This is a genomic window from Citrobacter sp. Cf072 (assembly GCF_030334485.1).
Taxonomy (GTDB): Bacteria; Pseudomonadota; Gammaproteobacteria; order Enterobacterales; family Enterobacteriaceae; genus Citrobacter; species Citrobacter freundii.
This window is the reverse complement of record NZ_JAOWDX010000039.1, coordinates 79,064-104,941: the sequence shown is the minus strand read 5'-3', so window position 1 is coordinate 104,941 and position 25,878 is coordinate 79,064. Positions and strand designations below refer to the sequence as shown.

The 25,878-nt window shown below is 55.3% G+C and carries 26 protein-coding genes; 22 read left to right on the top strand and 4 right to left on the bottom strand.

Annotated features, from left to right (window positions below; genetic code table 11):
- Positions 1 to 26: 26 nt before the first annotated feature.
- On the bottom strand, positions 27 to 2,072 hold the full coding sequence (paaZ, locus tag OGX66_RS07740; RefSeq protein WP_270939454.1) for a phenylacetic acid degradation bifunctional protein PaaZ: 2,046 nt from the start codon (positions 2,070 to 2,072) through the stop codon (positions 27 to 29).
- Positions 2,073 to 2,357: 285 nt separating this feature from the next.
- Between paaZ and paaA the strand changes: the two genes are divergently transcribed.
- From paaA to paaY, 13 genes are all read left to right on the top strand, one after another.
- Entirely contained in the window at positions 2,358 to 3,287 is a 930-nt protein-coding gene (gene paaA, locus OGX66_RS07735; RefSeq protein ID WP_049002573.1) for a 1,2-phenylacetyl-CoA epoxidase subunit PaaA, read from the top strand.
- An 11-nt stretch (positions 3,288 to 3,298) separates the two neighbouring features.
- On the top strand, positions 3,299 to 3,586 hold the full coding sequence (paaB, locus tag OGX66_RS07730) for a 1,2-phenylacetyl-CoA epoxidase subunit PaaB (RefSeq protein WP_003030843.1): 288 nt from the start codon (positions 3,299 to 3,301) through the stop codon (positions 3,584 to 3,586).
- A 7-nt stretch (positions 3,587 to 3,593) separates the two neighbouring features.
- Positions 3,594 to 4,349 (top strand): 1,2-phenylacetyl-CoA epoxidase subunit PaaC, encoded by a 756-nt coding sequence (paaC, locus tag OGX66_RS07725; RefSeq protein WP_088902440.1) that lies wholly within the window; start codon positions 3,594 to 3,596, stop codon positions 4,347 to 4,349.
- A gap of 12 nt (positions 4,350 to 4,361) precedes the next feature.
- Entirely contained in the window at positions 4,362 to 4,862 is a 501-nt protein-coding gene (gene paaD / locus OGX66_RS07720) for a 1,2-phenylacetyl-CoA epoxidase subunit PaaD (RefSeq protein WP_044711769.1), read from the top strand.
- A gap of 7 nt (positions 4,863 to 4,869) precedes the next feature.
- Positions 4,870 to 5,940, top strand: coding sequence for a 1,2-phenylacetyl-CoA epoxidase subunit PaaE (paaE, locus tag OGX66_RS07715; protein ID WP_088902439.1), 1,071 nt, complete (start codon positions 4,870 to 4,872; stop codon positions 5,938 to 5,940).
- Positions 5,937 to 6,704 (top strand): 2,3-dehydroadipyl-CoA hydratase PaaF, encoded by a 768-nt coding sequence (gene paaF / locus OGX66_RS07710; RefSeq protein ID WP_286511295.1) that lies wholly within the window; start codon positions 5,937 to 5,939, stop codon positions 6,702 to 6,704. Before paaE ends, paaF begins: the two co-directional genes overlap by 4 nt.
- A 2-nt stretch (positions 6,705 to 6,706) precedes the next feature.
- Entirely contained in the window at positions 6,707 to 7,495 is a 789-nt protein-coding gene (gene paaG, locus OGX66_RS07705; protein ID WP_032949037.1) for a 2-(1,2-epoxy-1,2-dihydrophenyl)acetyl-CoA isomerase PaaG, read from the top strand.
- 3 nt (positions 7,496 to 7,498) lie between these two features.
- Entirely contained in the window at positions 7,499 to 8,917 is a 1,419-nt protein-coding gene (locus tag OGX66_RS07700; RefSeq protein WP_088902438.1) for a 3-hydroxyacyl-CoA dehydrogenase, read from the top strand.
- A complete protein-coding gene (gene paaI / locus OGX66_RS07695; RefSeq protein WP_270939455.1) occupies positions 8,910 to 9,332 on the top strand; it encodes a hydroxyphenylacetyl-CoA thioesterase PaaI in 423 nt (140 codons plus the stop codon). Before OGX66_RS07700 ends, paaI begins: the two co-directional genes overlap by 8 nt.
- Positions 9,332 to 10,537 (top strand): 3-oxoadipyl-CoA thiolase, encoded by a 1,206-nt coding sequence (gene pcaF / locus OGX66_RS07690; protein ID WP_088902436.1) that lies wholly within the window; start codon positions 9,332 to 9,334, stop codon positions 10,535 to 10,537. The genes paaI and pcaF overlap by 1 nt, the downstream gene beginning before the upstream one ends.
- 28 nt (positions 10,538 to 10,565) lie before the next feature.
- A complete protein-coding gene (paaK, locus tag OGX66_RS07685; RefSeq protein ID WP_088902435.1) occupies positions 10,566 to 11,882 on the top strand; it encodes a phenylacetate--CoA ligase PaaK in 1,317 nt (438 codons plus the stop codon).
- Between the two features lie 158 nt (positions 11,883 to 12,040).
- The gene (paaX, locus tag OGX66_RS07680) at positions 12,041 to 12,967 is read left to right on the top strand and encodes a phenylacetic acid degradation operon negative regulatory protein PaaX (protein ID WP_164880753.1); all 927 of its coding nucleotides are present in this window, start codon (positions 12,041 to 12,043) and stop codon (positions 12,965 to 12,967) included.
- Between the two features lie 11 nt (positions 12,968 to 12,978).
- Positions 12,979 to 13,575, top strand: a complete 597-nt coding sequence (gene paaY / locus OGX66_RS07675) for a phenylacetic acid degradation protein PaaY (RefSeq protein WP_044711783.1) — start codon at positions 12,979 to 12,981, stop codon at positions 13,573 to 13,575.
- 22 nt (positions 13,576 to 13,597) lie between these two features.
- On the opposite strand, the gene fhuE is transcribed toward paaY, so the two are convergent.
- A complete protein-coding gene (fhuE, locus tag OGX66_RS07670; RefSeq protein WP_286511287.1) occupies positions 13,598 to 15,784 on the bottom strand; it encodes a ferric-rhodotorulic acid/ferric-coprogen receptor FhuE in 2,187 nt (728 codons plus the stop codon).
- Between the two features lie 349 nt (positions 15,785 to 16,133).
- Between fhuE and hinT the strand changes: the two genes are divergently transcribed.
- The 8 genes from hinT (at position 16,134) to OGX66_RS07630 (ending at position 22,179) form a co-directional block, all read left to right on the top strand.
- Complete coding sequence (gene hinT, locus OGX66_RS07665) at positions 16,134 to 16,493, top strand: purine nucleoside phosphoramidase (RefSeq protein WP_003030826.1); 360 nt, start codon at positions 16,134 to 16,136, stop codon at positions 16,491 to 16,493.
- A 2-nt stretch (positions 16,494 to 16,495) separates the two neighbouring features.
- Positions 16,496 to 16,870: a YcfL family putative periplasmic lipoprotein gene (locus OGX66_RS07660; protein WP_003030823.1), complete on the top strand. Its 375-nt coding sequence runs from the start codon at positions 16,496 to 16,498 to the stop codon at positions 16,868 to 16,870.
- Positions 16,871 to 16,883: 13 nt separating this feature from the next.
- Positions 16,884 to 17,525: a penicillin-binding protein activator LpoB gene (lpoB, locus tag OGX66_RS07655; protein ID WP_003846732.1), complete on the top strand. Its 642-nt coding sequence runs from the start codon at positions 16,884 to 16,886 to the stop codon at positions 17,523 to 17,525.
- Complete coding sequence (thiK, locus tag OGX66_RS07650) at positions 17,506 to 18,330, top strand: thiamine kinase (RefSeq protein WP_044711789.1); 825 nt, start codon at positions 17,506 to 17,508, stop codon at positions 18,328 to 18,330. Before lpoB ends, thiK begins: the two co-directional genes overlap by 20 nt.
- A gap of 10 nt (positions 18,331 to 18,340) precedes the next feature.
- Positions 18,341 to 19,366, top strand: coding sequence for a beta-N-acetylhexosaminidase (gene nagZ, locus OGX66_RS07645; RefSeq protein ID WP_003841848.1), 1,026 nt, complete (start codon positions 18,341 to 18,343; stop codon positions 19,364 to 19,366).
- Between the two features lie 21 nt (positions 19,367 to 19,387).
- Positions 19,388 to 19,930, top strand: a complete 543-nt coding sequence (gene ycfP / locus OGX66_RS07640) for an alpha/beta hydrolase YcfP (RefSeq protein ID WP_003030817.1) — start codon at positions 19,388 to 19,390, stop codon at positions 19,928 to 19,930.
- Positions 19,931 to 20,166: 236 nt separating this feature from the next.
- Complete coding sequence (ndh, locus tag OGX66_RS07635; protein WP_003030815.1) at positions 20,167 to 21,471, top strand: NADH-quinone dehydrogenase; 1,305 nt, start codon at positions 20,167 to 20,169, stop codon at positions 21,469 to 21,471.
- 168 nt (positions 21,472 to 21,639) lie between these two features.
- Positions 21,640 to 22,179, top strand: coding sequence for a glycine zipper 2TM domain-containing protein (locus OGX66_RS07630; protein ID WP_003030814.1), 540 nt, complete (start codon positions 21,640 to 21,642; stop codon positions 22,177 to 22,179).
- A 57-nt stretch (positions 22,180 to 22,236) separates the two neighbouring features.
- Here OGX66_RS07630 and OGX66_RS07625 read toward each other — a convergent pair whose 3' ends face one another.
- Both OGX66_RS07625 and comR read right to left on the bottom strand, forming a co-directional pair.
- The gene (locus OGX66_RS07625; protein ID WP_046670504.1) at positions 22,237 to 24,417 is read right to left on the bottom strand and encodes a TonB-dependent siderophore receptor; all 2,181 of its coding nucleotides are present in this window, start codon (positions 24,415 to 24,417) and stop codon (positions 22,237 to 22,239) included.
- A 255-nt stretch (positions 24,418 to 24,672) separates the two neighbouring features.
- The gene (gene comR / locus OGX66_RS07620) at positions 24,673 to 25,308 is read right to left on the bottom strand and encodes a TetR family copper-responsive transcriptional repressor ComR (protein ID WP_016149993.1); all 636 of its coding nucleotides are present in this window, start codon (positions 25,306 to 25,308) and stop codon (positions 24,673 to 24,675) included.
- A gap of 243 nt (positions 25,309 to 25,551) precedes the next feature.
- Between comR and bhsA the strand changes: the two genes are divergently transcribed.
- Positions 25,552 to 25,809: a multiple stress resistance protein BhsA gene (gene bhsA, locus OGX66_RS07615; RefSeq protein WP_003030810.1), complete on the top strand. Its 258-nt coding sequence runs from the start codon at positions 25,552 to 25,554 to the stop codon at positions 25,807 to 25,809.
- The last annotated feature ends 69 nt before the right edge of the window (positions 25,810 to 25,878 follow it).

Below are 25,878 nucleotides of genomic sequence, written 5' to 3'. Positions count from 1 at the left end.
TGGTCGCGCGAAGCGACACCGGGTTCTTAAGCCGGGAAATCCCCATGCTGACGCGCAACCAACGTCAGAATGGAATACAGCGCCACCGCCTGCTGGTGCTGATTGAAAATCTCCACCGCCCATTCCACCACGCCAGTCGCTTTTTCTTCGGCATTGCGCTGAAGTTTCACCGTTTTGCGTTTGCAGGTTAAACGCACCTGGATAGTGTCGCCCGGCTTAACCGGCTCGATAAAGCGCAGATTTTCCATACCGTAGTTGGCGATAACCGGGCCAACGCCCGCGTCTACAAATAGACCGGCAGCGGCGGAAATCAGGAAATAGCCGTGCACCACGCGTTCGCCGAAAATAGACTCGGCCGCTGCAATTTTGTCCATATGAGCGTAGAAGTGATCGCCGCTCAAACAGGCAAAATTGACGATATCCGCTTCGGTCAGCGTGCGGCGCGGAGTCAGCAGGCTATCGCCCGGTTGGATCTCTTCGAAATATTTGCGGAACGGGTGAATGCGATCTTCCGTGACCTGCGCGCCGCGCACCCACTGCTGGCTAACGGCGGCCAGCATGGTTGGACTGCCCTGAATGGCGGTACGCTGCATGTAGTGCTTCACCGCACGCAGACCGCCCAGCTCTTCACCGCCGCCTGCACGTCCAGGCCCACCGTGGACCAGCTGTGGCAGTGGAGAGCCGTGGCCGGTCGATTCCGCTGAGGATTCTTCGTTCAGCACCTGAATACGCCCGTGGGCGCGGGCTGCACCGAGGATAAACTCTCGCGCCAGTTCGCCGCTCGCCGTCACCAGCGTTCCTGCCAGACTGCCTTCACCAGCGCGCGCCAGCGTCATGGCATGCTCGGTATTCTGATACGGCATCAGCGTGGCGACCGGACCAAAGGCTTCAATTGCATGTACCGCGGTAATTTCATCCGGCTGCGGACAAAACAGCAGCGTTGGCGGGAAGAAAGCTCCAGCGGTGCTCAGATCTGCCTTTCCGCCCAGCAGTACCTCACATCCGGCTTCAACAAGACGATTCACATTATCCTGCACGTCCTGACGCTGATCGTTATTCACCAGCGACCCCATCTTCACGCCTTCCTGCGCCGGATCGCCCACTACCACCTTTTGCAGGCGGGCAATCAGCGCTTCACTGACGGTTTTCACCTGCGCCTGCGGCACGATAATGCGGCGAATGGCGGTACATTTCTGCCCGGCTTTGGTGGTCATTTCGCGCACCACTTCGCGAATAAACAGCGCAAACTCCGGCTGCTCCGGGGTGATATCGTCGCCCAGTACGCAGCAGTTCAGCGAATCCGCTTCCATGGTAAAGGGCACAGATTTCGCCACCAGATTCGGATGTACGCGCAATTGCTGCCCGGTATGTGCAGAGCCGGTAAAGGTCACTACGTCCTGGCTATCCAGATTATCCAGCAGATCGCCCGCGCCGCCGCAGATCAGGCTTATTGCGCCGTTCGGCACCAGCCCGCTGTCGACAATGGCTTTGACCATCGCCTGCGTCAGCTGCGCGGTGGCGGTCGCCGGTTTAACGATCGCGGGCATGCCGGCAAGCCAGGTCGGCGCCAGCTTTTCTAACATCCCCCAGCAGGGGAAGTTAAAGGCGTTGATATGTACCGCAACGCCGGATTTTGACGTCAGCACATGGCGCGCGGCAAAACCGCCCTGTTTGGACAACGGAATCAGCTCATCTTCCGGCCACAGCACATCATCCGGCAGCTCACGCCCGCCGAGGCTGGCATAGGTGAAAAGCGTGCCGATGCCGCCTTCGATATCGACCCAGCTGTCACCGCGTGTTGCTCCGGTTTGCGCGGATATGGCATAGAAATCGGCTTTCAGTTCCATTAAATGCTTCGCCACCGCTTTTAGCATCGCGCTGCGCTGAATAAAGCTCATTGCCTGTAACGCTTTGCCGCCGTGCTCGATGGCGAAGCGGCGCGCCTGCGCCATATCCAGTCCTTCGCTTGTCACTTCCCAAAGCGGTTCGCCGCTGATGGCGTGGTGGATAGTACGGGTGCGGCCTCGGCCGGTCTGCCAGGCGCCGGATAAATAGCTGGCTAACTGCTGCATCGTTAATCTCCAGATGTGTTCCGTAATCTATCTATAAATAGTTATTTTGTGAATCATAAAATGCAAGCGTGATTTTAATAATTTATTAACAATGCGATCGCGAACACTTTATCTAAATTGATTATAATTCTGTTTTTACTCAATAAACTAAAAGGCTTTGCGTAGCGTGTCACAAAATCCACAAACAAAATTTGTGGTTTTATTTAACCAAGATGTAACTTTCATAAAACAAAATGATTCACAAAAAATGATTTGTTGAATTTATCGGAATCATAAGGTGATGACGTGACAGAAGAACAACGCTTTGACCAGCGCATCGCGCAGGAAACGGCCATCGAGCCGCAGGACTGGATGCCGGACGCATACCGTAAGACGCTGATCCGCCAGATTGGCCAGCATGCGCACTCGGAAATCGTCGGCATGCTGCCAGAAGGCAACTGGATAACCCGCGCACCCACGCTGCGGCGTAAGGCCATTCTGCTGGCAAAAGTACAGGACGAGGCCGGACACGGCCTGTACCTCTACAGCGCGGCTGAAACACTGGGCTGCGCGCGTGAAGACATCTACCAGAAGATGCTCGACGGCCAGATGAAATACTCCTCCATCTTCAACTACCCAACCCTGAGCTGGGCGGATATCGGCGTGATCGGCTGGCTGGTCGATGGCGCGGCGATCGTCAACCAGGTGGCACTGTGTCGTACCTCCTACGGCCCGTATGCCAGGGCGATGGTCAAAATCTGCAAAGAAGAAAGCTTCCACCAGCGTCAGGGCTTTGAAGCCTGTATGGCGCTGGCGGCGGGCAGCGAAGAACAGCGGCAGATGCTCCAGGATGCGATCAACCGTTTCTGGTGGCCCGCGCTGATGATGTTCGGGCCGAGCGACGACAACTCGCCGAACAGCGCCCGCAGTATGGCGTGGAAAATCAAACTGCATTCCAACGACGAACTGCGCCAGCGCTTTGTGGATAACACCGTTCCGCAGGTTGAAATCCTCGGCATGACCGTGCCGGATGCCGATCTGCAGCTTGATGAAGCGACGGGGAAATACCGATTCGGTGAGATCGACTGGCAGGAATTTAATGAGGTCATCAACGGTCGTGGTGTCTGCAATCACGAACGTTTGGGCGCCAAGCGTAAGGCCTGGGAAGAGGGTGCATGGGTGCGCGAAGCCGCGCTGGCTCATGCCGAAAAACAACGCGCTCGCGATGCCGCCTGAGGAGAAAAAAGATGAGCAAAACATACTGGCCGTTATACGAAGTGTTTGTCCGCAGCAAACAGGGTTTGTCGCACCGCCACGTGGGCAGCCTGCACGCCGCCGATGACCAAATGGCACTGGAAAACGCGCGTGATGCCTACACCCGCCGCAGCGAAGGCTGCTCCATCTGGGTGGTGAAGGCGAGTGAAATCGTTGCCTCGCAGCCGGAAGATCGCGGTGAATTCTTCGACCCGGCAGAAAGCAAAGTCTACCGCCACCCGACGTTCTACACCGTGCCGGACGGCATGGAACATATGTGAGGCAACGATGACGACTCTCAATCCCGTTGCAACCTATGCCCTGCGTCTGGGCGATAACGGCCTGATCCTGGCACAGCGTTTAGGCGCATGGTGCGGCCACGCACCGGAGCTGGAAATCGACCTGGCGCTGGCCAATATCGGTCTCGATCTGTTGGGACAGGCGCGCAATTTTCTCAGCTACGCCGCCGAACTGAACGGTAACGGCGACGAAGACACGCTGGCCTTCGGCCGCGATGAACGCCAGTTCAGCAATCTGCTGCTGGTTGAACAGCCGAACGGCAACTTTGCCGACACCATTGCCCGCCAGTTCTTTATCGACATCTGGCACGTGGCGCTGTTCAGCCGTCTGGTCTATAGCCGCGACGCGCAGCTCGCCGCCATTGCGGCCAAAGGGTTGAAAGAGGTGCGTTATCACCAGCGCTTCAGCCGCGGCTGGCTGGAACGTCTGGGCAACGGCACCGCGCTCTCGACGCAGCGTATGCAGCAGGCAGTCGATAACCTGTGGCGCTATACCGGTGAACTGTTCGTTGCCGATGCGCTGGAAATTGACCTGAGCGAGCAGGGGATCGCCGTCGATCCGCGCACGCTCCAGGCGGAATGGCAGGCAACGGTTCACACCGCGCTGCTCGATTCCGGCCTGCAAATTCCCCAGGAGGCGGCGTTCCGCAGCGGCGGTAAGCAGGGGCTGCACAGTGAACATCTCGGTCCGATGCTGGCAGAAATGCAGTATTTACAGCGTTCGTACCCTGGACAGCAGTGGTAACAGGAGGTGGCTATGCAACGTCTTGCCGATATCGCGCCCGCCGAAGTGTGCACCGTGTGGGGACTGTTAAGCGCGATCCCCGACCCGGAAGTGCCGGTGCTGACCATTACCGATTTGGGGATGGTACGCCGGGTTGAACGCCTCGGCGACGGCTGGGTGATTGGCTTTACGCCAACCTACTCGGGTTGCCCGGCCACCGAACATCTGCTGGGTGAAATTCGAACGGTGATGGCGGATCACGGCTATACGCCGGTGCACATCGTGCTGCAGCTCGACCCGCCGTGGACCACCGACTGGATGAGCCCTGATGCCCGCGAGCGTTTGCGCCAGTATGGTATCAGCCCGCCGCATGCCCATGCCTGCCACGCCGGCGAGATGCCAAAGGATGTGGTCTGCCCACGCTGCGGCAGCACCCACAGCTCACTGATTAGTGAATTCGGTTCCACGGCCTGTAAAGCGCTGTATCGCTGCGATAGCTGCCGTGAACCCTTTGATTACTTTAAATGTATTTGAGGCTGCGATGACAACATTTCATTCGCTTACCGTGGCAAACGTTGAGCCGGAAACCCGTGATTCGGTCACCATTACCTTTGCCATTCCCGACGCGCTGCGTAGCGTGTACGCCTTCTGTCCGGGCCAGCACCTGACGCTGAAAACCCGCTTGGGCGGGGAAGAGTTACGCCGCTGCTACTCCATTTGCCGCAGCCGTTCGCCATCAGAAATCAGCGTGGCGGTCAAAGCCATCGACGGCGGCCGTTTCTCCCGCTATGCCCAGCGCGATATTCAGCAGGGTATGGAATTTGAGGTGATGGTGCCGCAGGGGCACTTTGGCTACCAGCCGCAGGCCGAGCGTGAAGCGGAATATCTGGCGATTGCCGCTGGTTCCGGCATTACGCCGATGATGGCGATTATTGAAGCGACGCTGGCGACCGAACCGGCCAGTCAGTTCACCCTGATTTACGGCAACCGCAGCAGCCACAGCATGATGTTCCGTCAGGCGCTGGCCGACCTGAAAGACCGCTACCCGCAGCGTTTGCAGGTGGTGCATCTGTTCAGCCTGGAGTCGATGGACAGCGACCTGCTGCAAGGGCGCATTGACGGCGACAAGCTGCATGCGCTGGGCAAAACGCTGCTTGATTTCAGCCGTTTTGATGATGCATTTATCTGCGGCCCGTCGGCGATGATGGACGAAGCCGAAGTGGCGCTGCGTGAACTGGGCGTGCCGGAAAAATCCATTCACCTCGAGCGCTTCAATACGCCGGGTACCAGCGTGAAACGCGCCACCGGCGTGCAGGCGGAAGGCCGCACGGTGACCATTCGCCAGGACGGCCGCGATCGCCTGATTTCGCTAAATGCCGAAGATGACAGCATTCTTGATGCGGCGCTGCGTCAGGGCGCAGACCTGCCGTTTGCCTGTAAAGGCGGCGTCTGTGCCACCTGTAAATGCAAAGTGGTGCAGGGCGAAGTGGCAATGGCCGCCAACTATAGCCTGGAAGCCGATGAAGTGGCGGCGGGCTATGTGTTGAGCTGCCAGGCGCTGCCCAAAAGCGCGGATGTGGTGGTCGACTTTGACGCGCGGGGGACGGCATGAGCGAACTGCTGATTACCCGTCATGACCGTGTGCTGCAACTGACGCTGAACCGTCCGCAGGCGCGTAATGCGTTAAACAACGCGCTGCTGACGCAGATAGCCGACGCGCTGGAAAGTGCGGCTGCAGACGCCTGCGTGAGCGTCTGCGTGATTAGCGGTAACCCGTGCTATTTCGCTGCCGGTGCCGATCTCAACGAAATGGCGGAAAAAGACTTGCCCGCCACCTTCGACGATATTCGTCCTCGTTTGTGGGCGCGCATCGATGCCTTCAACAAGCCGCTGATAGCGGTGGTGAACGGCTATGCGCTGGGGGCGGGCTGCGAGCTGGCGCTGCTGTGTGATCTGGTGATTGCCGGCGATAACGCCCGTTTTGGCCTGCCGGAGATTACTCTCGGCACCATGCCGGGGGCGGGTGGTACGCAGCGGCTTATCCGCAGCGTTGGTAAAGCGCTGGCGAGCCGGATGGTGCTGAGCGGCGAAAGCATTGACACCGAACGCGCACAGCAGGCTGGGCTGGTGAGCGACATTCACCCGGCGAACCTCTCTGATGAATATGCCCTGAAGCTGGCTGCAAACATCGCTCGCCACTCGCCGCTGGCGCTGCGTGCGGCAAAGCAGTCGCTGCGTCTGGCGCACGAGGTGAGCCTTCAGGCCGGTCTGGTGCAGGAACGCCAGCTGTTTACGCTGCTCAGCGGTACCGAAGATCGTCGTGAAGGCGTCAGCGCCTTTTTAGAAAAACGCACACCGGAATTTAAAGGACGCTAATCGTGGAAGCTTTCATTCTCAGCGAAGTGGAACAGGGCGTCATGACCATCACCCTGAACCGCCCGGACCGACTCAACAGCTTTAATGACGTGATGCACCAGCAGCTCGCCGACTGCCTGAAACAGGCCGAACGTGACGACACCATTCGCTGCCTGCTGATTACCGGTGCCGGTCGCGGTTTTTGCGCCGGACAGGATCTGAATGACCGTAACGTTGACCCAAGCGGCCCCGCGCCGGATCTGGGCATGTCGGTGGAACGCTTTTACAACCCGCTGGTGCGTCGTTTAGCCGCGCTGCCGAAGCCGGTTATCTGCGCCGTTAACGGCGTGGCCGCCGGGGCGGGTGCAACGTTAGCGCTGGGCTGCGATATCGTGCTGGCCGCGCGTTCGGCGAAGTTTGTGATGGCCTTCAGCAAGCTTGGCCTGGTGCCGGACTGCGGCGGTAGCTGGCTGCTGCCCCGTGTGACCACCCGCGCTCGCGCCGTAGGTTTACTGATGCTGGGCGATAACCTCAGCGCCGAACAGGCCGCGCAGTGGGGGATGATCTGGCAGGTGGTGGATGACGCTGAACTGAAAGACACCGCGTTAGCCATGGCGCGTCATTTTGCTACGCAGCCGACCTATGGGCTGGGGTTAATTAAGAAAGCTTTGCAGCTTTCCGAAACCAATACGCTGGATCAGCAGCTTGAGCTTGAGCGCGACTACCAGCGCATGGCCGGTCGCAGCGACGACTATCGCGAAGGCGTCAGCGCCTTCCTCGCCAAACGTCAGCCACAGTTCAGCGGGAAATAAGCCATGAGCCAGACTCTTCACACCGTCGCCGTGATTGGCGGCGGCACCATGGGGGCCGGGATCGTCGAAGTGGCGGCCCGTGCCGGACACGCGGTGCGGCTGTATGACATTTCGCCTGAGGCGATTACCCGCGCTATCGACGGCATTGCCGAGCGCCTCAACGCCCGCGTTAGCCGCGGCAAAGTCAGCGCCGAGCAGGCGCAGGCGCTGCTGGCACGCATTACGCCAGCAACCGAATTAACACAGCTAGCCGATGCGCAGTTAGTAATTGAAGCCGCTTCGGAACGCCTGGAGATTAAACAGGCGCTGTTCAGCCAACTGGCGGAAATCTGTTCGCCGTCGACGCTGCTGACCAGTAATACCTCGTCTATCTCCATTACCGCCATTGCGGCGGGCATTAAGCACCCGGAACGGGTGGCGGGGCTGCATTTCTTTAACCCGGCGCCGGTGATGAAGCTGGTCGAGGTCATCAGCGGCCTTGCCACCTCCACGGAAGTGGTGGAGCAGCTTTGCCAGTGCGTGAGCGCCTGGGGCAAACAGCCGGTACGCTGCCGCTCCACGCCGGGCTTTATCGTCAACCGCGTGGCGCGCCCGTTCTACGCCGAAGCCTGGCGCGCGCTGGAAGAGCAGGTGGCATCCGCGGAAGTGATTGACGCGGCGCTACGCGACGGCGGCGGTTTCCCTATGGGGCCGCTGGCGCTGACCGACCTTATCGGTCAGGACGTCAACTTTGCCGTTACCTGTTCGGTATTTAACGCCTTCTGGCAGGATCGCCGCTTTCTGCCGTCTTTGCTGCAACAGGAGCTCGCTCTGGCGGGGCGTCTGGGCAAGAAGAGTGGACACGGTGTCTATCGCTGGCCTGTTGAAGTATCGCCTGATCTGGCTGTTGCAGCGGTACAGCCTGAAAATGCAGCAAAAAACATTAAACGTGACGTTGTCACTGAACTGGATGATGTGCTGCTTCTTGAAACCACTGGTGAAACCGCGCTGGCTTTAAGCGTGCAGCATCAGCGCCCGGTAGTGGTTTATGACCATGCGGCGGGCGACACGGTCGTACTGGCGAGCGCGCAAACCAACCCACAGTCGGCAACCGATAAAGCGGTGTACTACTTCCAACAGCAGGGCAAAAACGTGCTGCGTATTGCCGACTACCCAGGGCTTTTGGTGTGGCGCACGGTGGCGATGCTGGCGAACGAAGCGCTGGATGCGGTGCAAAAAGGTGTCGCTAATGCGGACGATATCGATACTGCGATGCGCCTGGGGGTGAACTACCCGCGTGGGCCACTGGCCTGGGGAGAATCGCTCGGCTGGGGACGCGTGCTGCGTCTGCTGGAAAATCTACAACAGCACTACGGCGAAGAACGCTATCGCCCAAGTGCGCTGCTGCGCCAGAAAGCGCTGATGGAGATGCGTCATGAGTAATGAAGCCTGGCGCAACGCCCGCGCCATGTACGAGAAGGACACCTGCGCCCGCGCGCTGGGCATCGAGATTATCGAAATGGATGAAGGCTATGCGCAGATGACAATGGCGGTGCTGCCATCGATGCTCAACGGCCATCAGACCTGTCACGGCGGGCAGCTGTTTTCGCTGGCGGATACCGCCTTTGCTTACGCCTGCAACAGTCAGGGACTGGCGGCGGTGGCGTCGGCGGCGAGCATCGATTTCCTGCGCCCGGCCTTCACTGGCGATCTGCTGACCGCCACCGCGCGGGTGAAACAGCAGGGCAAGCTGACCGGCGTTTACGACATTGAGATTGTTAATCAACAGCAAAAAACCGTTGCCCTGTTTCGCGGAAAATCGCACCGCATCGGCGGCACGATTACAGGAGAAGTCTAATGCGTGACGCATTTATTTGTGACGGTATTCGTACCCCGATTGGTCGCTACGGCGGGGCGCTGGCAGGCGTGCGTGCCGACGATCTGGCGGCCATTCCATTGCGTGAATTGCTCCGTCGCAACCCGCGCCTGGATGCCAGCGCCATCGACGATGTGATTTTCGGCTGCGCCAACCAGGCCGGTGAAGACAACCGTAACGTGGCGCATATGGCAACGTTGCTGGCGGGTTATCCGCACAGCGTGGCGGGCACCACCATCAACCGTCTGTGCGGTTCCGGGCTGGACGCCATCGGCTTTGCCGCACGAGCCATTAAAGCGGGTGATGCGGACCTGATGATTGCCGGTGGCGTGGAGTCCATGTCCCGCTCGCCGTTCGTCATGGGCAAGGCCACCGCGCCGTACCAGCGTCAGGCGGAAATGTTTGATACCACCATCGGCTGGCGTTTTGTGAACCCGCTCATGCAGCAACAATTTGGTACTGACAGCATGCCGGAAACGGCAGAGAATGTAGCCGAATTGTTAAATATAAGCCGAAGGGACCAGGACGCCTTTGCGTACCGCAGCCAACAGCGTACGGCGAAAGCGCAGCGCGACGGCATTCTGGCGCAGGAAATTGTGCCGGTGCAGATTATTGGTAAGAAAGGTGCGGTCAGCGCGGTGCGTGAAGATGAGCATCCGCGCGCGGAAACCACTTTGGAGCAACTGGCCTCGCTGAAAACCCCGTTCCGTAAGGGCGGCGTGGTGACGGCGGGCAACGCTTCCGGCGTCAACGACGGTGCTGCGGCGCTGATCATCGCAAGCGAGCAGCAGGCCGCCGCGCAGGGCTTAACACCACGTGCGCGCATCATCGCCATGGCGACCGCAGGCGTTGAACCGAAGTACATGGGGCTTGGGCCGGTTCCGGCGGTGCGTAAAGTGCTGGAGCGCGCCGGGCTGAATATTAACGATATGGATGTAATTGAGCTGAATGAAGCCTTTGCCGCCCAGGCGTTGGGAGTGATGAGACAGCTTGGACTGGCAGATGATGCAGAACACGTAAATCCCAATGGGGGGGCTATCGCTTTAGGTCACCCGCTGGGGATGAGCGGTGTGCGGTTAGCGCTGGCCGCGACGCTGGAGCTGGAACGACGCAATGGACGCTATGCGCTGTGTACGATGTGTATTGGCGTGGGTCAGGGCATTGCCATGATCCTTGAGCGAGTGTGAGCTAATTGACCTGCGAGTACCCTACAACATGACCACTACAACAAAATTAGATCCAATTGAAACCGCATCGCGTGACGAATTAGTCGCTCTGCAGACCGAGCGCCTGAAATGGACGTTAAAACACGCCTATGAAAACGTGCCGATGTACCGCCGCAAATTTGATGCGGCGGGGGTTCACCCGGCTGATTTCCGTGAGCTGAGCGACCTGAGCAAATTCCCGTGCACCACCAAGCAGGACCTGCGCGATAACTATCCGTTCGATACCTTCGCGGTACCGATGGAACAGATTGTGCGTATTCATGCGTCATCCGGTACGACGGGTAAACCGACCGTCGTTGGCTACACGCAGAACGATATCGATACCTGGGCTAACATCGTCGCCCGTTCGCTACGTGCCGCAGGCGGTACCGCGAAAGATAAAATCCACGTCGCTTATGGCTATGGCCTTTTCACTGGCGGACTGGGCGCGCACTACGGTGCCGAGCGTTTAGGGGCGACGGTGATCCCGATGTCCGGCGGCCAGACCGAGAAACAGGCGCAGCTGATCCGTGATTTTAAGCCCGACATGATCATGGTTACGCCATCCTACTGCCTGAACCTGATTGAAGAGCTGGAGCGCCAGATGGGCGGTGACGCGCGCGGCTGTTCGCTGCGTACCGGTGTCTTTGGCGCAGAGCCGTGGACAACGGGGATGCGCGCGGAGATCGAACGTCGCCTCGGTATTACGGCGCTCGATATTTATGGCCTGTCGGAAGTGATGGGGCCGGGCGTGGCGATGGAGTGCATCGAAACGGGTGATGGTCCGACAATCTGGGAGGATCATTTCTTCCCGGAAGTGGTCAATCCGGATGACGGTACGCCACTGGCTGACGGTGAGCACGGCGAACTGCTGTTCACTACGCTGACGAAAGAAGCGCTGCCGGTCATTCGTTATCGTACCCGCGACCTGACGCGCCTGCTGCCGGGAACCGCGCGCACGATGCGTCGTATGGATCGCATTAGCGGGCGCAGCGATGACATGCTGATTATTCGCGGCGTCAACGTATTCCCGTCTCAGGTGGAAGAAGAGATCCTCAAGATTGATCATCTGGCCCCGCATTATCAGCTTGAAGTGGATCGCCGTGGCCATCTTGATTCACTTTCGGTACGCGTGGAGCTTAAAGAGAGTAGCCTGGTGCTAAGCCACGAGCAGCGCTGCCAGATTTGCCACCATCTGCGTCATCGCATTAAGTCGATGGTCGGCATTTCAACGGATGTCAGCATCGTCAATTGCGGCAGCATTCCACGCTCCGAAGGCAAGGCCTGCCGCGTGTTTGACCTGCGTAAAGCTGCCGCCAACGGCTAAGTCTCGTAGGCCTGATAAGCGTAGCGCCATCAGGCACAATGGCGCAACGCTGCCGGATGGCGGCGTTGCCTTATCCGGCCTACAAACTCCTGGCGTATCGCTGATCTATTCCTGTGCTATGATTCAAAAAGCACAAAAAAGACAACAGTATGAATCATATGGAAAAGCTCGATAGTTTTATTCAGCAGGCGGTAACCGCAATGCCGGTCAGCGGCACCTCGCTTATCGCCTCGCTTTACGGGGACTGTTTATCGCAACGCGGTGGAGAAGTCTGGTTGGGTAGTGTTGCCGCGCTGCTGGAAGGGCTTGGCTTCGGTGAGCGTTTTGTACGTACCGCACTGTTTCGCCTTAATAAAGAAGAATGGCTGGACGTGGTACGTATCGGCCGACGCAGTTTCTACCGCCTGAGCGATAAAGGGCTACGCTTGACGCGTCGCGCCGAGAGCAAAATCTACCGTGCCAGCGCCCCTGAGTGGGACGGTACCTGGCTGCTGCTGCTCTCCGAAGGGCTGGAAAAAAACACCCTCGCCGAAGTTAAAAAGCAGCTGTTATGGCAAGGTTTTGGCGTACTGGCGCCGAGTCTGCTGGCGTCACCATCGCAAAAGCTGGCGGACGTCCAGTCGCTGCTCCATGAAGCTGGGGTGGCGGAAAACGTCATCGTTTTTGAGGCGCATTCGCCGTTGGCGCTCTCCCGCGCCGCGCTGCGTGAGCGGGTAGAAGGGTGCTGGCACTTAACCGAACAAAATGCCATGTACGAGGCGTTTATCACTCTGTTCCGTCCGTTGTTACCGTTGCTACGTGACGCCGGGCCGGACGAACTTACGCCAGAGCGCTGCTTCCAGATCCGCCTGTTGCTCATTCACCTTTATCGTCGGGTTGTGCTCAAAGATCCGCTGCTGCCGGAAGAATTGTTGCCTGCTCACTGGCTTGGGCAGACGGCGCGTCAGCTGTGTATTAATATTTATCAACGTGTTGCGCCCGGCGCCCAGGTTTTCGTCAGCGAAAAAGGCGAGAGCTCGGTGGGGGAACTACCCGCGCCAGGGCCGCTCTATTATCAACGCTTCGGCGGATTAGCCGAGGCGTAACAGGAGAAGCCATGCCGATTTACCAGATTGACGGGATGATCCCGGTAGTTCCTGCGGAAAGCTATGTTCACCCAACCGCAGTGCTGATTGGCGATGTCATTCTCGGCAAAGGTGTTTATGTTGGCCCTAATGCCAGCCTGCGCGGAGATTTTGGGCGTATCGTGGTTAAAGATGGGGCGAATATCCAGGATAACTGCGTGATGCACGGATTTCCCGGCCAGGATACGGTGGTGGAAGAGGACGGACATATCGGCCACGGAGCGATTCTGCACGGCTGTGTGATAGGGCGTAACGCGCTGGTCGGCATGAGCGCGGTGATTATCGATGGCGCGACCATCGGTGAGAACAGTATCGTTGGTGCTTCGGCATTTGTGAAAGCGCGCGCCGAGATGCCTGCCAACCATCTGATTGTCGGCAGCCCGGCGAAAGCGATTCGCATGTTAACTGAGCAGGAGCTGGTGTGGAAAAAACAGGGCACTCGCGAATATCAGGTGCTGGTTGAGCGCTGCCAGAAGACGCTGGCAGAGGTGCAGCCGCTGACTGCGGTAGAACCCGACAGAAAGCGGCTGGAGTTTGATGAGAATTTGCAACCTAAGTCAGCGGGTTAGCAATTCTACGCAATACCTGGTGTCAGAACTGATAGCTTGCGGTGATGCTGACGTTGCGCGGCTCACCATAAACGATAGAACCGTCGATATTCGTGTCGTAGGTTTTATCGAACAGGTTATTGAGGTTACCCTGCACTGAGAAGTTTTTTGTTACCTGGTAACGGGTGAACAAATCTACCAGGGCGTAGCTTCCCTGTTCCGCGCGGAATGTGCCATAAGGCGTGACCGTATCGCTGTAAACACGATTCTGCCAATTGACTCCGCCGCCTACGGTCAGTTCCGGCATGGCTGGCAGGCGATAACGGGTGAACAGTTTTACCGTGGTCCGTGGCAGGTTAGGGTTTACAGCATTGCCTTCGTTGTCTTCAGCAACATAGCGTGTCGCGCCAAACGTCATCTGCCAGTTATCGGTGATCGCACCGTTAATTTCGAATTCGACCCCTTTGCTGACTGTACCATCCATCACTTTAAAGGCCGTATCGCCATTGCTACCGGCGATTGGCACGCCGGTTGATTGTGCTACGTTATCCTGTTCAATGCGGAACACCGCGAGCGTGGTGGTTAAACGGCTGTTCATCCAGTCGGACTTCAGGCCAAGTTCATAGTTGTTGCCGGTAATCGGAGAGAGATATTTACCGGAACTGTCGCGCTTGTTCTGCGGCTGGAAGATTGAGGTATAGCTGGCGTAGGTAGACCAGTTGTCGTCAATGTCATACACCAGGCCCGCGTACGGGGTGGTGTGGTTTTGCTCCATACTGTAGGTCAGGGTGTCGATACGCCAGTTGGTATAACGCGCGCCGACAATCAAATGCAGTGGGTCGGCCAGCGAAATACGCGTTGCGGCGTACAGCGATTTCATGTGCGTGGTATCGTCCTGAGCCAATGACTGCGGGTTCCAGTTGGTTTCCGGGAAGTTACCATCGTAGGTATAGAAGCTGCCGATTTCGTTGGGGAAAACGTTCGCCCACGAGCTTTCATAACGGTTATTCTGTTTACTGTAGCTGCCGCCCAGCATCAGATTATGCTGACGACCAAACAGATCGTAACCGCCGTCGGCAAATAGATCGACAGCATCCACTTTACGTTTGCCGCTGTTCCAGCCGGTTCCTCCGACGTAGTCATATCCCGGACCATAGTTGCCATATGGGCCAATCAGCGTGCCGTCGGCCTTATTAACATAGGCATCGACGTACATCATTTTACTGTCGAACTTGACCTCGGAGTGGGTGGCGTTCATGGTCGCCTGCCAGGTATCGGCAAAACGTTGTTTGATGGTGACAAACACTTTGTTGAAGTCTTTATCGTTGTAAGCCCAGTCCGGCGCAGTGCTGCGCGAACGGTCATAGCTGTTTTTACTGCCATCGGTATTCCAGCGCGGTAATCCACCCCAGGTTGGGCTGTTGATATCAATGCGCTGGTATTCATAACCTGCAGACAGGCTGGTGGTGTCACCCAAATCGGCATCGACAATCCCGGAGAAGAACATTTTTTCGCTATTGTAGCGATCAAGCCAGGAGTCGTTATTCTGGTAACCCGCCACGATGCGACCACGCACATTGCCGTCTGCCGTAAGCGGGCTTTGCAGATCGGTCACATAGCGTTGTTTGTTCCAACTGCCATATTCTGCAGAAACATTACCGGTGAACTCGCGGCTGGTGGCATGCTTACGGATCATGTTAATGGAGGCTGAAGGGTTACCCGTCCCGGTCATCAGTCCGTTTGCACCACGGACCACTTCGACACGCTCAAAAAGGGCGGTGTCGGAAAGGGCGTCACCGAGATTCCAGCGGGATTCAAAATAGGTCGGGATCCCATCGACCATATAGTTATCAATCTGAAATCCGCGCGAGTAATAGCTGCTGCGATCGGAATCCGCCTGGCTTTTGCTTATCCCCAACGTGTTGTCCATCACATCGCCCAGCGTTTGCAACTGCTGATCTTCCATGCGCTGCTGGCTGACAATGCTGACCGATTGCGGAATATCGCGCTGTGTCATCTGCATTTTTGTGCCCACGGTCGTCGATTTAACGCTGTAATCCTGTTCGTCGCTGGATGCGGCTGGAGCAGAACCCTCCACGATCACTGTCTCTTCAGCAGGGGCTGCGAGGCTGGTGGAAGGTAAAAGCGCTAGCGTGATGCAGGCTGCCAGCGCAGAAGGGGCAAGCCCCGGTTGGCGTTGAATATTCCCGTTGAGTGTTGTGAAAGACATCGAAAAGTCCTTGATAATTATTAATATTAAGTTCGAATCACCGGTAGTTGTGATGAGCCCTTTGGTTGTAAATTATTAAATGCGCATGTAAATACAAATGCGAAATATACGCATTAGCACTTAATGTGTAAACGGATGCTACGACATAAATGAAATATTGTTTCAGTACTATGCTTGAGCAATAGCGCTGGGAAATGGTTATAAGAGCAGCATTGACTGGGGTTTTCGCTTAAAAAATCGAGGGTTAAAGTTGAAAGAGCGTGAGTAACTCGCTCATACTCTATACTCGCAGAGTTACCCGGCGTAGCATGGCAAAACGCTTGGGCTGTTAATGAAAAAGGAAAACGTCGTGGCAGAAGAAACTATATTCAGCAAAATTATCCGTCGTGAAATTCCGTCGGATATCGTATACCAGGATGAACTGGTCACTGCGTTTCGTGATATTTCCCCTCAGGCACCTACGCATATTCTGATCATTCCTAACATCCTGATCCCAACCGTCAACGATGTGACGGCTGAACATGAACAGGCATTGGGCCGCATGATCACCGTTGCAGCGAAAATTGCTGAGCAGGAAGGCATTGCTGCAGATGGGTACCGCTTAATCATGAACACCAACCGCCACGGGGGTCAGGAGGTGTATCACATTCATATGCATCTGCTGGGTGGCCGTGCGCTTGGCCCAATGCTCGCGCATAAAGGTCTGTAGGCATGATCAGAGGATGCATTGCACTTTCACTGGGCTTGCTGCTACTGGCGGGTTGTCGAACACACCCAGAAATTCCGGTAAGTGATGAACAGTCGCTGGTGATGGAGTCAACGATTCTGGCGGCAGGTATAACAGCAGAACAGCCCACGTTAACCACGTCTGATATTCAGGCCTCGGCATCCTCGCGACTCTATAACGAAAGACAAGAACCCGTCACCGTTCATTATCGGTTTTACTGGTATGACGCCAGAGGACTGGAAATGCATCCTCTGGAAGCGCCACGCAGTGTGACTATTCCGGCTCATTCGTCGGTGACGCTGTACGGCAGCGCCAATTTTCTGGGGGCGCACAAGGTTAGACTTTATCTTTATTTGTAAGGGGTGAATCTTGATGATCAAAATGAATCGCTACGCACTGATTGCCGCGCTGGCGATGTTTCTCTCTGGCTGTGTGGTGCAACGAGAGCCCGCACCGGTAGAGGAAGTCAAGCCGGTGCCGGAACAGCCTGTGCAGCCGCAACAGCCGGTGCCGGTAGTGCCAACGGTGCCAACCATACCGCAGCAGCCGGGTCCGATTGAGCACGAGGACCAAACGGCGCAGCCGACGCCACGTCAACGTCATTATGACTGGAACGGGGCTATGCAGCCGATGGTCGGAAAAATGCTGCAGGCTGACGGCGTAAAAGCGGGCGGCGTTCTGCTGGTTGATAGCGTGAATAACCGCACCAACGGCTCGTTAAACGCGGGTGAAGCCACCGAAACCTTACGTAATGCTCTGGCGAATAACGGTAAGTTTACTCTGGTTTCCGCTCAGCAACTGGCAGTCGCCAAGCAGCAGTTAGGTCTGTCGCCGAACGATAGTCTGGGAACGCGCAGTAAAGCGATTGGTATCGCCCGTAACGTTGGCGCGCAGTATGTGCTTTATTCCAGCGCATCCGGCAACGTCAATTCGCCTGCGCTGCAAATGCAATTAATGCTGGTACAAACTGGCGAGATAATCTGGTCAGGTAAAGGTGCCGTTCAGCAACAATAACAGACTCACGCGCGGCGAAGTGTTGTCGCGCTATTTCCCGCAGTATCATCCCGTCGCAGCCAGCCAAACTGGCCTGAGCGGCGGGAGCTGCATCATTGAGCATCATTCTCACCGGCTGGTACTGCGTTGTCATCACGACCCTGATGCGCCGGAATCGCATTTCTTACGCCAATATCATGCGTTAAAACACCTGCCAGAAAACCTTGCGCCACGCCCTCATTTTTATACGCGTGGGTGGATGGCCGTCGAGTTTTTTCACGGTAAGGTAGAATCCAGATTACCGGACGCCGACGAACTCGCAGGCTTACTGTATCATCTGCACCAGCAACCCCGATTGGGCTGGCGAATCAGCCTGCTGCCGCTACTTGAACAGTACTGGCAGTGTGGCGATCCGGCGCGTCGTACACCATGCTGGCTGCGCGCGCTGAAGCGGCTGAGGAAACGAGGTGAGCCTCGACCTTTGCGTCTGGGGCCGCTGCATATGGATGTTCACGGTGACAACATCGTACGCACAGCCTCAGGGCTGCGGCTGATTGACTGGGAATACGCCGGAGACGGTGATATTGCCCTGGAGCTGGCGGCGGTATGGGTCAGCGATGAATCCCAGCACCAACAGCTGGTTAGCACCTACGCCCAACGAGCGCACATTGAGCCAGACGTTTTGTGGCGACAAGTCAGACAATGGCAACCCTGGATAATGATGCTGAAGGCGGGGTGGTTTGAGTATCGCTGGTGGCAAACCGGCGATAGACAATTTATCAGGCTGGCCGATGAAACCTGGCGGCAGCTAACAATGAAAGGATAAGGAGAGCAGTGTGGGCCCAGTAATGTTGGATGTCGAAGGGTATGAGCTGGACGCAGAAGAGCGTGAGATTCTGGCGCATCCGCTGGTAGGTGGGTTGATCCTCTTTACCCGAAATTATCATGACCCGGAACAGCTGCGTGAATTAGTGCGACAGATCCGGACTGCGTCACGTAACCATTTGGTAGTGGCGGTAGATCAGGAAGGCGGACGCGTACAGCGCTTTAGAGAAGGCTTTACTCGCCTGCCTGCGGCTCAATCGTTTGCTGCGCTGCACGGTCTGGAAGAGGGCGGCAAACTGGCTCAGGACGCCGGATGGTTGATGGCCAGCGAAATGATCGCGATGGACATTGATATCAGCTTCGCACCGGTACTGGATGTGGGCCATATCAGCGCCGCAATCGGCGAGCGTTCTTACCACGCCGATCCGCTAAAAGCATTGGCGATGGCGACCCGCTTCATTGATGGTATGCATGCTGCAGGTATGAAAACGACCGGTAAACATTTCCCTGGTCATGGGGCCGTGACGGCGGATTCACACAAAGAAACCCCAACCGATCCTCGCTCAGAAGCCGAGATTCGTGCGAAAGATATGTCCGTGTTCCAGACGTTGATTACTGAGAACAAACTGGATGCCATTATGCCTGCGCACGTCATCTACAGTGATGTAGATCCGCGTCCGGCGAGTGGCTCACCTCACTGGCTGAAAACGGTGCTGCGCCAGGAGCTTGGCTTCGATGGTGTCATTTTCTCCGACGATTTGTCGATGGAAGGGGCGGCGATTATGGGAAGCTATGCCCAGCGTGGACAGGCATCGCTGGATGCAGGTTGCGATATGATCCTGGTCTGCAATAATCGTAAGGGAGCGGTCAGTGTGTTAGATAATCTGTCGCCGATCAATGCAGAACGTGTTACACGTTTGTATCATAAAGGTTCATTTTCACGTCAGGAACTGATGGATTCGGCACGCTGGAAGACGGTAAGCGCTCAGCTAAACCAGCTTCATGAGCGCTGGCAGGAAGAGAAAGCAGGTCATTAACGCAAGTTTGGCGAGGATGCGATGATTATCTATTTACACGGTTTTGACTCTAACAGCCCGGGCAACCATGAGAAGGTGTTGCAGCTGCAATTCATCGACCCGGATGTCAGGCTGATTAGCTACAGTACGCGGCATCCCAAACATGATATGCAGCATCTGCTAAAAGAAGTGGACAAAATGCTACAGCTGAATGTGGATGACCGTCCGCTGATTTGTGGTGTGGGGCTCGGGGGATATTGGGCTGAACGGATTGGTTTTCTGTGTGATATTCGTCAGGTAGTGTTTAATCCTAACCTGTTCCCGTATGAGAACATGGAAGGCAAAATTGACAGACCTGAGGAGTATGCAGACATCGCAACAAAATGCGTGACCAATTTCCGCGAAAAGAATCGCGATCGCTGTCTGGTTATCCTGTCGCGTCATGATGAAGCGCTCAATAGCCAGCGTTCGTCGGAAGAGCTGCATCACTTTTACGAGATAGTCTGGGACGAAGAGCAGACGCATAAGTTTAAGAATATCTCTCCGCATTTGCAGCGCATCAAAGCGTTCAAGACGTTAGGTTAATCCTTATTGAGTGCGTAAAAAACCAGCCATCGGGCTGGTTTTTTTGTTCTTAAAGTTCCGGTTGTCTATCTTTTCAGCATCAAAACTTGATACACATCAATTTTGGTATGACCAATGCACCGTTCGTGTTATTCTCACTCTCGAAGAACATTTTCATTACTGTAACTTGTTGTTAATTAAGAGCTATATCAATAACTTTTAATTAACAATTGGTTAATAAATTTGAGGGGGTCACGTTGACTACACCATTGAAAAGGATCGTGATTGTCGGCGGCGGTGCTGGCGGACTGGAAATGGCGACGCAGTTGGGTAAAAAACTCGGGCGTAAGAAAAAGGCCAAAATCACACTGGTAGACAGAAACCACAGTCACTTGTGGAAACCGTTACTGCATGAAGTGGCGACGGGTTCACTGGATGAAGGCGTGGATGCGCTGAGCTATCTGGCACATGCCCGTAACCATGGCTTCCAGTTTCAGTTAGGTTCGGTGATAGATATCGATCGTGAAGCGAAGACCATTACTCTCGCTGAGCTGCGCGATGAGAAGGGGGATCTGCTGGTTCCCGAGCGTAAAGTGCCGTATGACACGCTGGTGATGGCGTTGGGCAGTACCTCCAACGATTTCAACACCCCTGGCGTGAAAGAAAACTGCATTTTCCTCGATAACCCGCATCAGGCGCGTCGTTTCCACCAGGAGATGCTGAATCTGTTCCTGAAGTATTCCGCGAATCTGGGCGCTAACGGAAAAGTGAATATCGCCATTGTGGGCGGTGGTGCGACGGGGGTTGAGCTCTCCGCTGAGCTGCACAATGCGGTAAAACAGCTGCACAGCTATGGTTACAAAGGGCTGACCAACGATGCGCTGAACGTTACTCTGGTGGAAGCTGGCGAGCGCATTCTGCCTGCGTTGCCGCCGCGTATTTCCGGTGCTGCGCATAATGAGTTGACCAAACTGGGAGTACGCGTACTGACCCAGACGATGGTCACCAGCGCTGACGAAGGCGGACTGCACACCAAAGATGGCGAATACATTAAAGCCGACCTGATGGTGTGGGCGGCGGGTATCAAAGCGCCAGACTTTATGAAAGACATTGGCGGTCTGGAAACGAACCGTATTAACCAACTGGTGGTTGAGCCAACTCTGCAGAGCACACGCGATCCTGACGTATACGCGATTGGCGACTGCGCTTCCTGCGCTCGCCCGGAAGGGGGTTTTGTGCCTCCACGCGCTCAGGCAGCACACCAGATGGCGACCTGTGCGATGAACAATATTCTGGCACAGATGAACGGCAAGCCTCTGAAAGCGTATCAGTACAAAGATCACGGCTCTCTGGTCTCGCTCTCTAACTTTTCTACCGTGGGTAGCCTGATGGGCAACCTGACTCGTGGTTCGATGATGGTGGAAGGGCGTATTGCGCGCTTTGTATACATCTCACTGTACCGCATGCACCAGATTGCTTTACACGGCTACTTCAAAACCGGCCTGATGATGCTGGTCGGTAGTATCAACCGGGTGATTCGCCCGCGTCTGAAACTGCATTAATATCGACTTGTGGCGCCGGATGATTTTACGCATCCGGCGCCTTCCTTCAGAGTTCTCCGAATCATCCTGCGTTCGTGCCTCATCCTGCTATTTTCATCCGTAATCTGATTGGCATTCCTTACCTTCTGTTGCAAAGTTGTTGCTAATAGCAAAAAAGGAGGAAGTCCCGTGAATAAATCAATGTTGGCGGGTATAGGGATTGGCGTAGCTGCTGCGCTGGGTGTTGCAGCAGTGGCCAGTCTGAACGTTTTCGAGCGTGGCCCACAGTATGCGCAAGTTGTCTCTGCAACACCGATTAAAGAGTCGGTAAAAACACCGCGTCAGGAGTGCCGGAACGTAACTGTCACGCACCGTAAGCCGGTACAAGATGAAAACCGTATTGCGGGTTCCGTATTGGGTGCGGTTGCGGGTGGCGTTATTGGCCATCAGTTTGGCGGCGGACGTGGTAAAGATATTGCCACCGTGGCCGGGGCTTTAGGCGGCGGCTATGCAGGTAATCAGATTCAGGGTTCGATGCAGGAAAACGATACTTACACCACCACGCAGCAGCGTTGTAAAACGGTGTATGACAAATCTGAAAAGATGCTGGGCTACGACGTGACGTACAAAATTGGCGATCAGCAGGGGAAAATCCGTATGGATAAGGACCCCGGCGCGCAAATTCCGTTGGATAACAACGGACAGTTGGTACTGAATAACAAAGCGTAAAATAGCATTATCCTGAACATTAGCCCCCCATTCGCTCAGGCTGGGGGGCTTTTTTTATCAGAAGGTTAAGGCATAGTTCAGACCAAAGGTGCGGCCCCGGCCCTTGTATTCATACAGTGACGGACTGCCGTAGGTTGGGCTGTACAGCAGTGGCGCACGTTGTCCCCACAGCGTGGTATACTCTTCATTCAGCAGGTTTTCCACGCTAAAGGTCAGCTTACCCAACGGGAGCTGATAGCTGCCGATAAAGTCCATGGTGTTATAGCCATCCAGCTTATTGCCGCTGGCGTCGGTCAGATCAAATGTTTGCTGGCTCTGTACGCGCAAGGTCCACGGTTCTGGTGCCCAGCCGACCCACGCGGTTGCTTTCGACGGTGAGGCCAGAGTCACATCCCATTTTTGCCATTTACCGTTCTGTTTCACTTCCGATTTAATAACATTGAAGTTGCCGCCCAGGCTCCAGTCCGTATCCGCAATGAAATAATCCACCGCGCCTTCAAGGCCATAAATGCGGCGATCGTCGGGTTGAACGTTAATGGTCATATCGCTGCGGTTGATAACGATCGATTTATCCGAAGTCGAGTAGTAAGCGGCCAGTTGCGTGCGCAGACTATCGCCGGTGTAGCGCCATCCCAGTTCGTACGAGTTAACTTTAATCCCTTCCAGACGTGAATCCGCCACGTTGACGCTGCGCTGGAGCTGGTAATGATCGCCAACCAGCGAATAGGTGCCGTTACCGTAATATTTCCCTGGATCCGGAAGCTCCACGCCCTGAGAGAAATTAAACCACGTTTGCTGACGGTCAGTCAGATGGGCGAGGATACCGGCGTTGAACAGGAAATTATCGTAATCGGTTTTGCCACCCGGAATGGTATCGGCAGAGTTCGCAAGCCCGGTCGCGATTCCCTGCTGTTGAGCATAGCCAACAAAATCATCAACCCTGTTTTCGGTCCATTGATAGCGCACGCCGCCGCTGAGGGTAAAGATGTCGTTAATGTCATAGCTGTTTTGCAGGAAAGGCGCGAAATTGGTGATGCTGTAACCGGGGTAACGCCCGGTGGTATAAGCGGTGCGGTTATCCATGCCGCCAGAGGGCAGGGACCAGGCCAGATCGAAGAATTTCTGATTGGAATCGAAGGTCTCGTGATCGGCATCGATACCCCACGTCAACTCCCAGTTATCCATCAACTGGCTGTTGAGGGTAATTTTGGCGCCAAACTGGTCTGTGTCCTGCTGTGATGCGGAGAAACTGGTGACCTTACCTTTGCTGAGCGTCGGGAAAGGATAGAATTTCAGCGATTCGTCGCGGTAATAGATTTGGCTGACCAGGTTCTGGCCGAAAAAATCCGCATCTGAATATTGCAGGCTGATCAGATGACGTTCGGTGCCGGGAATACGATCGGAATTCAGTCCGCTGCTGGTATAAGCTTTACCGTTTCCGGTCACGGCGGACATGTTCTCGCCGAGATCCAGCCCGTAATCATCATCCCCCTGGCTCTTGTAATACTGTGTAACCAGTTGCAACTGACGGTTGTCGTCAAGTTCAATCGTCCCGGTGCCCATCACGTCCAGACGATCGGAGTGCTGTAGTCCGGTTTGGGTGTTATCCAGCAGCAGGGCATCGTGATTACCGTCATACCAGCCGCCAAATCGTTGATACGCGACGGACATACGCCCGGAAGCGCGATCGGTTCCTCCACTCACCGCCGCGGCAACGCGTTCATCATGATCGTTACTGTTGTTGAAGCCGCTTTTGCTCCCCAGTTCGAGTTCTACTTCACGCTCCGGCTGGCCTTTTTTGGTGACGATGTTGATTAATCCGCCGGTACTGCCACCGCCATAAAGTGAGGTTGCGCCTGAAATGACTTCAATGTGCGCAATGTTAAACGGGTCAATGGAGTCAAGTTGACGGCTGTCGGTTCGTGAGGAGTTCAGACGGACACCGTCAATGAGCACGACAATGGCGCGACCACGCATGTTCATGCCGTAGTTTGTACGCCCCTGGCTACTGACATCGATTCCTGGGATTAACTGAGCAAGAACATCCTTGAACTCTTTCCCCCCCTGAACCTGTTGTTCAATCTCGCTTCCTTCAATAACCCAGGTCGTTTGCGCCATTTCTGCCACGGTGCGTTGGCTACGGTTGGCGCTGACGATGAGGTTCTCTTCCTCAGCCGCAATGGCCGGGAGGGTTAAAGACAACAGGAGAGGATTGAGCACCCAGAGACGCTTATTCATTTGTATTCCTTTTAAAAAGAGTCGATCTGTTTTTGTTATGGCGGTAGAGAAACCGATGGTTACATTGTGAAACAGGTATTAAAACAAATGCGAATATTGCTGATAACAATTGTCGTTATCAATACCTTTTACAAAAAATGATCGGATAACACGATGAAAACAATGAGAAATGTAGGGACAATGGAACGGGAATCTAACCGGGGGCTTTATCAGCTCCCGGGGGTGTTAGTACAGCGAGGGAATTGCGGGAAAGGGTTAAGCTTTGACGAGTTCGGGCCACAGTCGCAGGGTGGTACGTGCGATCTGCATCAGTTTTTCAAACGTTGCACCTTCACGGGCGCTGATCGACATACCTTGTAAAATACAGTTCAGGTATTCAGCCAGTTTTTGCACGTCACAGTAGGCGGGGATTTCACCTCGTTGCTGACGTTGATGAAGAAACTGAGTAAGCGTCTGTTCCTGCATTGCATGGCGGGATTTCACCGTGTGCGCAATATCGCGGGAAGAGGCTGCCAGCGTCGCAGAAGTGTTAATCATGAAACATCCCGCCGGGGTGTCCTTGCTGGTAAAGCAGGTCGCTACGGCGGTGAAATAGTCTTCCAGTGCGGACTCAAGGCTTTTTTCTTCACAAAACAGCTGAGCTTCGTGTTTCGCCGCAAAGCGGGTGATGTAGCGGTCCAGCACGGCACGGAACAACCCTTCTTTATTGGTGAACTCCGCATACAGCGTGGGCGCTTTTGCGCCGGTAGCTTCTACGAGATCGGCGAGCGAGGTCGCTTCATATCCGTGCTGCCAGAAGAGTGTCATGGCCTTATCAAGCGCGGCTTCCCTGTCGAACACTTTTGGTCGGCCACGGCTTTTTTTTGCACAACCTGTCGTTTCAGTTGTCATGGCGCCGATGTACCTTTGTTGGGTTTATTGAATAACCATTATAAAAATATTCGACTGCACACTCCAGCGGATTCACGATAAAAATAAATTATATCTATTGTCATGAAAAATAAGACCTTTATATTTTATATAACGATCATTATAAAAAAGCATTGACGTGTGACCTGGATCACATCTATGATTTACCTATCGATCGTTAAGTTAATCTTTTCGACACCCATTCATCTGCTAAAGGTCACTATCATGAAAAACGTAAAAACCCTGTTTGTTGCTGCTGTTCTTAGCTCACTGTCATTTGCAAGCTTCGCCGCTGTTGAAGTTCAGTCCACACCTGCGGGTCAAGAGAAAGTCGGTACTATTTCTGCGAATGCGGGGACTAACTTAGGTTCACTGGAAGATCAACTGGCGCAGAAAGCCGATGAGATGGGTGCGAAGTCTTTCCGTATTACTTCCGTTACCGGCCCTAACACCCTTCATGGGACTGCTGTTATCTACAAATAAGATTTAACCCATCGCAATGCCACTGCGAGTTAAATAAAAAACCCCCGCGGAATAAAATCCAGCGGGGGT